We start from the raw sequence: 6,578 nt of genomic DNA on the forward strand, positions 1-6,578 counted from the left end.
CTGCTCTCGTTCGATGGCCTCGAAGAGGGCCTTGAAGTTGCCCTTGCCGAAGCCCATCGAGCCGTGGCGTTCGATGAGTTCGAAGAAGACCGTCGGGCGGTCCTGGACCGGCTTGGTGAAGATCTGGAGCAGGTAGCCGTCCTCGTCGCGGTCGACGAGGATCTTCAGCTCGCGCAGCGTCTCCACCGGCACCCGCGTCTCGCCCGCCCACTCGCCGAGCGTGTCGTAGTACGAGTCGGGGGTGTCCAGGAACCGGACCCCGGACGCGCGCATCTGGCGGACCGTCTGCACGATGTCGTTGGTGTTCAGCGCGATGTGCTGGACGCCGGCCCCGCCGTAGAACTCCAGGTACTCGTCGATCTGGGACTTCTTCTTGGCGATGGCGGGCTCGTTGATCGGGAACTTGACCTTGAGCGTGCCGTCGGCGACCACCTTCGACATCAGCGCGCTGTACTCGGTGGCGATGTCGTCGCCCACGAACTCCTTCATGTTCGTGAAGCCCATGACCTTGTTGTAGAACTCCACCCACTCGTTCATCCGGCCGAGTTCGACGTTGCCGACGCAGTGGTCGATCGCCTGGAAGGAGCGCTGGGCCGGCGGCTCGACGATCGGGTCGGCGGCGACGTACCCGGGCAGGTAGGGGCCGTCGTAGCCGCTCCGCTCGACCAGCGTGTGGCGGGTCCTGCCGTACGTGGCGATCGCGGCGAGGACGACGGTGCCGTGCTCGTCCTTCAGCTCGTACGGCTCGGCGACGGAGCGGGCGCCGTGCTCGACGGCGTAGGCGTACGCGGCGCGGGCGTCCGGGACCTCGATGGCGAGGTCGACGACGCCGTCGCCGTGCGCGCTCACGTGGTCGGCGAGGAAGGCGCCCCACTCGGTGGACTGCTTGATCACCGAGGTGAACACGAAGCGGGCCGAGCCGCTCTCCAGGACGTAGCTCGCGGTCTCGCGGCTGCCGTTCTCCGGTCCGGAGTAGGCGACCAGCTTCATGCCGAAGGCGGTGGAGTAGTAGTGCGCCGCCTGCTTGGCGTTGCCCACCGCGAAGACGACCGCGTCCATTCCCTTGACCGGGAAGGGATCGGCCTGCCGGGCGGTCACGTCGGGAGTGTGGTGTGTGGTCTGCGTCATAGGGGCAGGGTGGGCCAGCTCCGCAAGGTGCGCAATAGTTCGCCTTTTCACTGGACAATCTGTTCAGCCGTAAGGGACCGTTCACGGGCTTTCTGTACAGGATGACCACTGGGGAGGGCCGTATGGCGATCGATCATCTGGACGGGCGGATCATCCTGCTGCTGGCGCGGGAGCCGCGCATCGGGGTGCTGGAGATGTCCCGGCGGCTGGGGGTGGCGCGCGGGACCGTGCAGGCCCGCCTCGACCGGCTTCAGTCGAACGGAGTCATCCGCGGATTCGGCCCCGAGGTGGATCCGGCGGCCCTCGGCTACCCGGTCACGGCGTTCGCCACGCTGCAGATCCGGCAGGGCCAAGGAGCGGACGTACGGGCCCACTTGACGACCGTGCCGGAGGTGCTGGAGCTGCACACCACGACCGGTACCGGGGACATGATGTGCCGCCTCGTGGCGCGCTCCAACGCCGATCTCCAGCGGGTGATCGACCGCGTCGTCGGTTTTGATGGCATCGTCCGGGCCTCCACGGCGATCGTCATGGAGAACCCCGTTCCGCTGCGGATCATCCCGCTGGTGGAGCAGGCCGCGCTCGGCGAGTGAACCGACCTGGCCGAGCTGGGGTGAGCAGGGGTGAACTTCTGGGAGTACCTGGGGAGCCGGCATCAGCAGCTGCTCGTCGACGCCTACCAGCACGCCAGTGTCGTCTTCCAGTGCATGGTGGTGGCGACCCTGCTCGGTGTGCTGATCGCGGTGGCCACCTACCGCAGCGAGTGGGCCGGCAATCTCGCCACGACCGCCACCGCCACCCTGCTGACCATCCCGGCGCTGGCCATGATCGGTCTGCTGATCCCACTGGTGGGGCTCGGGGTACCGCCGACGGTGATCGCGCTGACGCTGTACGGGCTGCTGCCGATCGTGCGGAACGCGATCGTGGGGCTGCGCGGGGTCGACCCGTCGCTGGTGGACGCGGCCAAGGGCATCGGCATGTCGCGCGCGGCCCGGCTGACGCGGGTGGAGCTGCCGCTGGCCTGGCCGCCGATCCTGACCGGGATCCGGGTCTCCACGCAGATGCTGATGGGCATCGCCGCCATCGCCGCGTACGCCTCCGGGCCCGGCCTCGGCAACCTGATCTTCCGCGGGATCGCCTCCCTGGGCAGCAAGAACGCGCTGAACCAGGTGCTCGCGGGCACCCTCGGGATCATCGTCCTGGCCCTGCTGTTCGACGCCGCGTACGTGCTGATCGGGCGGCTGACCATTCCCAGGGGGATCCGTGCCTGACGCCGAGACACCCGAGACGCAGTCCGGGTCGGTCGGGGCCGCCATCGAGCTGGAAGGCCTGACCAAGCGGTACCCGGGCAGCGCGCTGCCCGCCGTCGACAACGTCAGCATGGACATCAGGGCGGGCGAGACGGTGATCTTCGTCGGCCCTTCGGGCTGCGGGAAGTCCACCACCCTGAAGATGATCAACCGGCTGATCGAGCCGACGGGCGGCCGGATCCGCATCGGCGGCGAGGACGTCACCGACATGGACCCGGTGCGGCTGCGCCGCAAGATCGGGTACGCGATCCAGGCGAGCGGGCTGTTCCCGCACATGACGGTGGCGCAGAACATCGCGCTGGTGCCCAGGATGCTGCGCTGGCCCACGTCCCGGGTGCGGGCGCGGGTGGAGGAGATGCTGGACCTGGTCGGTCTGGACCCCGGCGAGTTCCACGGCCGCTATCCGCGCCAGCTCTCCGGCGGCCAGCAGCAGCGGGTGGGCGTGGCGCGGGCGCTGGCGGCGGACCCGCCGGTGCTGCTGATGGACGAGCCGTTCGGCGCGGTCGACCCGATCACCCGGGACCACCTCCAGGACGAGCTGATCCGGCTCCAGCGGGAGCTGCACAAGACGATCGTCTTCGTCACCCACGACTTCGACGAGGCGATCAAGATCGGCGACCGGATCGCGGTGCTGCGCGAACGCTCCCACATCGCCCAGTTCGACACCCCGGAGGCGATCCTCACCAACCCCGCCGACGACTTCGTGTCGGGGTTCGTGGGCGCCGGGGCGGCGCTGAAGCGGCTCAACCTGACCCGGGTGCGGGACGTGGAGATCACCGACTATCCGACGGTGACCGTCGACGACCCGCTCCAGCACATCTTCGACCGGCTCCGCTCCAGCGGCTTCAACGAGATCCTGCTGCTCGACAAGCGGGGCCGCCCCTACAAGTGGCTCCGGCGCGGTGACATGACGCTCGCCAAGGGTTCGCTGGCCCGCGCGGGCACGCTGGTGCACGACACGGTGACCCGGGACGCGACGCTGCGGGACGCGCTGGAGGCGGTGCTCACCGACAACACGGGGCGGGTCGCGGTCACCGGGCGGCGCGGCGCGTACGAGGGCGTCGTGGACGTGGAGACGCTGATGAACTCCGTGCACGAACTGCTGGAGGCCGACCGCCTGGAGGCGATGGACGCCCAGCACGAACTCGAGGAGCAGCGGTCCGCGCAGACGCACGCCGAGCAGGAGGGCTTCGGCGGGGAGGCGAAGGCGTGAGGGCCTCCGCTTCCGGCTCCTCCGGCTCCTCCGGGTGGCGGCCCGAGGGCGAGCACGAGGTGCGGGGGCACACGTTCCGGGACGAGGGCGGCGGATCGTCCGACGAGGCGGCGGCCCCTCCCCCGCCCCCGGCCGTGAAGCCGCCCCGGGTGACCTGGCGGAAGCTGACGTTCCTGCCGGTGGTGCTGATCGCCGTGCTGCTCGCGACCTGGCTCTGGTTCGAGCAGGCCGACCTCGACGCGCTCACCCGCAACGCGCTGTCGAACGGGCAGGTGACCAAGGCGCTGTGGCAGCACATCCAGCTCACCGTGATCTCGACGTTCTTCGTGCTGGTCATCGCGATCCCGCTGGGCGTCCTGCTGACCCGCCGCATGTTCCGCAGGGCCACCCCGGCGGCGATGGCGCTGGCCAACATGGGCCAGGCGACCCCGGCGATCGGTCTGCTGGCGCTGCTGGTGATCTGGCTGGGCATCGGCCGCAGGGCCGCCCTGATCGGCATCATCGCCTACGCCGTGCTGCCGGTGCTGTCCAACACCATCGCCGGGCTGAAGGCCAACGACCCGACGCTGCTGGAGGCGGCGCGCGGCATCGGCATGTCCCCCCCGGGCGTGCTCACGCGGGTGGAGCTGCCGCTGGCCGTCCCGCTCATCCTGGCGGGTGTGCGCACGGCGCTCGTCCTGAACGTCGGCACGGCGACGCTGGCCACCTTCGGCGGGGGCGGAGGGCTCGGCGTACTGATCACCACCGGGATCACCAGCCAGCGGATGCCGGTGCTGGTGGTGGGTTCGGTCCTCACCGTCGTCCTCGCGCTGCTGGTGGACTGGCTGGCCTCCCTGGCGGAGCTGCTGCTGCGGCCGCGGGGTCTGGAGGCGGGCCCATGAGGCGTGTACGGGTACGTGTCCGCCTGTTCCTGGCCGGGGCGCTGCTGGCGGCGGCCTCGGGCTGCGGGCTGACCAGCGGCTCCCCCATGGTCGACGACGTGGAGCCCGGCTCGATCGGCAAGGGCGGACCGCTGGAGGGCGCGGAGCTGACCGTCACGTCGAAGGAGTTCACCGAGCAGCTCATCCTCGGCGCGATCATGGGCATCGCCTTCCAGGCGGCCGGCGCGGAGGTCGTCGACCGGACCGGCATCCAGGGCTCGGTCGGCTCGCGGGAGGCGGTCGTCAACGGCGAGGCGGACGCCGGGTTCGAATACACGGGCACGGCGTGGATCACGTACCAGGGCAACAGCAGGCCGATCCCCGACCCGCGCGAACAGTGGGAGGCGGTGCGGGACGCGGACGTGAGGAACGGGGTGACCTGGCTGGAGCCGTCGGAGCTGAACAACACCTACGCCCTCGCCATGAGCCAGGCGAACTACGAGAAGTACCGCACGCGGACCCTCTCCGAGGTGGCGGAGCTGGCGAGGTCCGATCCGGGTGCGGTGACGCTGTGCGTGGAGGGCGAGTTCGCCAACCGCTCGGACGGACTGCCGGGCATGGAGAAGGCGTACGGCATGGACATCCCGGCGCGCAACGTCACGCAGATGGACACCGGGATCATCTACACCCAGACGGCCAAGGGCGCCTGCACGTACGGCGAGGTCTTCACCACCGACGGGCGGATCAAGTCGATGAACCTGGTGGTGATGGAGGACGACAAGAAGTTCTTCCCCAACTACAACGCGGCGCCGACGGTCAACACCGACACGTTCGAGAAGTGGCCGGCCATCGCCGACGTCCTCGCGCCGGTGACCGCGAAGCTCGACAACACCGTGGCGCAGGACCTCAACGCGAAGGTGGACGTCGACGGGGAGGATCCGCACCAGGTGGCGCTGGACTGGATGGTGGAGGAGGGGTTCGTCAAGGAGGGCTAGCGGAAGGAGGGCTAGCAGGCGGGGACCTTGCCGGTGCCCTTCTCCAGGGCGATCAGGGCGTCGACGGCGCTCTTGAGGGTGGTGACCGGGATCAGGCGCAGGCCCTCGGGGAGTTCGGCCTGCGCGTCGGAGCACTCGGCCTTCGGGACCAGGAAGACGGTGGCGCCGTCCCGCTCGGCCGCCTGCGTCTTCAGGGGCACGCCGCCGACCGCGCCGACGGTGCCGTCCGCGTCGATCGTGCCCGTACCGGCGATGACCCGGCCGCCGGTGAGGTCGCCGCCGCTGCCGTCGCCGTTCAGCTTGTCGACGATGCCGAGGGAGAACAGCAGGCCGGCGCTGGGGCCGCCGACGTCGGCGAGCTCGAGGCCGACCTCGATGTCGTCGTCCTCGCGGTCCAGGTAGTTCAGGGCGGCCCGGGTGGCCTCGTCCTGGGACTCCTTCATCTGCTCGCGGTTGTACCGCTCGATCTCCTTGACGCTGTCGCCGCTGGGGTAGACGGAGTCGCGGGGCATGACCGCCTGGTCCGTGCTGAACCAGCTGTCGATGACGTCCGGGAGGCCGACGCGGGTGTCCGGGGAGGTCGCCTCGATGGTGGTCATCCGCAACTGCCCGCTGGTCTCCCGCACGGGGGCGCCGGTGATCGTGATGACCTGGGTGCCCTTGTCCTCACCGAGCACGTTCGCGGTCATGCCGGGCTGGGCGACGGAGAAGGGGAGCGGGGCGAACGCGGCTGTGGCCAGCAGCGCGACGACGGGGGCGGCCAGGACGGCGAGGGCTTGGGGACGCGTGAGGCGGGAGAGCACGGAGTCAATCTAACGTGCCGCCGCTGCGCGCAGTCGTGCCTCCCCCAGTGCCTTGAGGGCCTGGGAGGTGCCCCCCAGGGCGGCACGGGTGGGCGCTGGGGGCACCCCCTCTGGAGGAGGCACCCGGCAGGCGCCGGCCACAGCGACCCACCCCCGGCGACGCAACGGCGCGGGTGCCTGCCGGGGGGACGTCGCGCAGCCCGGCGCTCACGGGGTGCCGTCCGCGCCCACCCGTGCCGCCCTGCGGCACGACTGCCCGCGGGAGGGGC

Annotated in this window: 7 protein-coding genes; 5 read left to right on the forward strand and 2 right to left on the reverse strand. The window is 70.5% G+C overall.

The window, feature by feature from the left end; all coding sequences use genetic code 11:
• The coding region (hppD, locus tag B7767_RS09460) for a 4-hydroxyphenylpyruvate dioxygenase (RefSeq protein ID WP_085571794.1) at nucleotides 1–1,128 on the reverse strand (1,128 nt) is incomplete at its 3' end.
• Nucleotides 1,129–1,250: 122 nt separating this feature from the next.
• On the opposite strand from hppD, the gene B7767_RS09465 reads away from it, so the two are divergent.
• The 5 genes from B7767_RS09465 to B7767_RS09485 are packed head-to-tail and all read left to right on the forward strand — an operon-like array spanning nucleotide 1,251 to nucleotide 5,506.
• Nucleotides 1,251–1,721 (forward strand): Lrp/AsnC family transcriptional regulator, encoded by a 471-nt coding sequence (locus tag B7767_RS09465; protein WP_085571795.1) that lies wholly within the window; start codon nucleotides 1,251–1,253, stop codon nucleotides 1,719–1,721.
• 30 nt (nucleotides 1,722–1,751) lie between these two features.
• Nucleotides 1,752–2,399 carry an ABC transporter permease gene (locus B7767_RS09470; RefSeq protein ID WP_085571796.1) on the forward strand — a complete coding sequence of 216 codons (648 nt, stop codon included), beginning with the start codon at nucleotides 1,752–1,754 and terminating at the stop codon, nucleotides 2,397–2,399.
• Entirely contained in the window at nucleotides 2,392–3,651 is a 1,260-nt protein-coding gene (locus B7767_RS09475; protein ID WP_085571797.1) for an ABC transporter ATP-binding protein, read from the forward strand. The genes B7767_RS09470 and B7767_RS09475 overlap by 8 nt, the downstream gene beginning before the upstream one ends.
• A complete protein-coding gene (locus tag B7767_RS09480) occupies nucleotides 3,648–4,532 on the forward strand; it encodes an ABC transporter permease (protein WP_085571798.1) in 885 nt (294 codons plus the stop codon). The genes B7767_RS09475 and B7767_RS09480 overlap by 4 nt, the downstream gene beginning before the upstream one ends.
• Nucleotides 4,529–5,506 (forward strand): glycine betaine ABC transporter substrate-binding protein, encoded by a 978-nt coding sequence (locus B7767_RS09485; RefSeq protein WP_085571799.1) that lies wholly within the window; start codon nucleotides 4,529–4,531, stop codon nucleotides 5,504–5,506. Before B7767_RS09480 ends, B7767_RS09485 begins: the two co-directional genes overlap by 4 nt.
• 11 nt (nucleotides 5,507–5,517) lie before the next feature.
• Here B7767_RS09485 and B7767_RS09490 read toward each other — a convergent pair whose 3' ends face one another.
• A complete protein-coding gene (locus tag B7767_RS09490; RefSeq protein WP_085571800.1) occupies nucleotides 5,518–6,309 on the reverse strand; it encodes a S16 family serine protease in 792 nt (263 codons plus the stop codon).
• Nucleotides 6,310–6,578 lie beyond the last annotated feature (269 nt).

The sequence above is a fragment of the Streptomyces sp. 13-12-16 genome (assembly GCF_002114215.1).
Classification (GTDB): Bacteria; Actinomycetota; Actinomycetes; order Streptomycetales; family Streptomycetaceae; genus Streptomyces.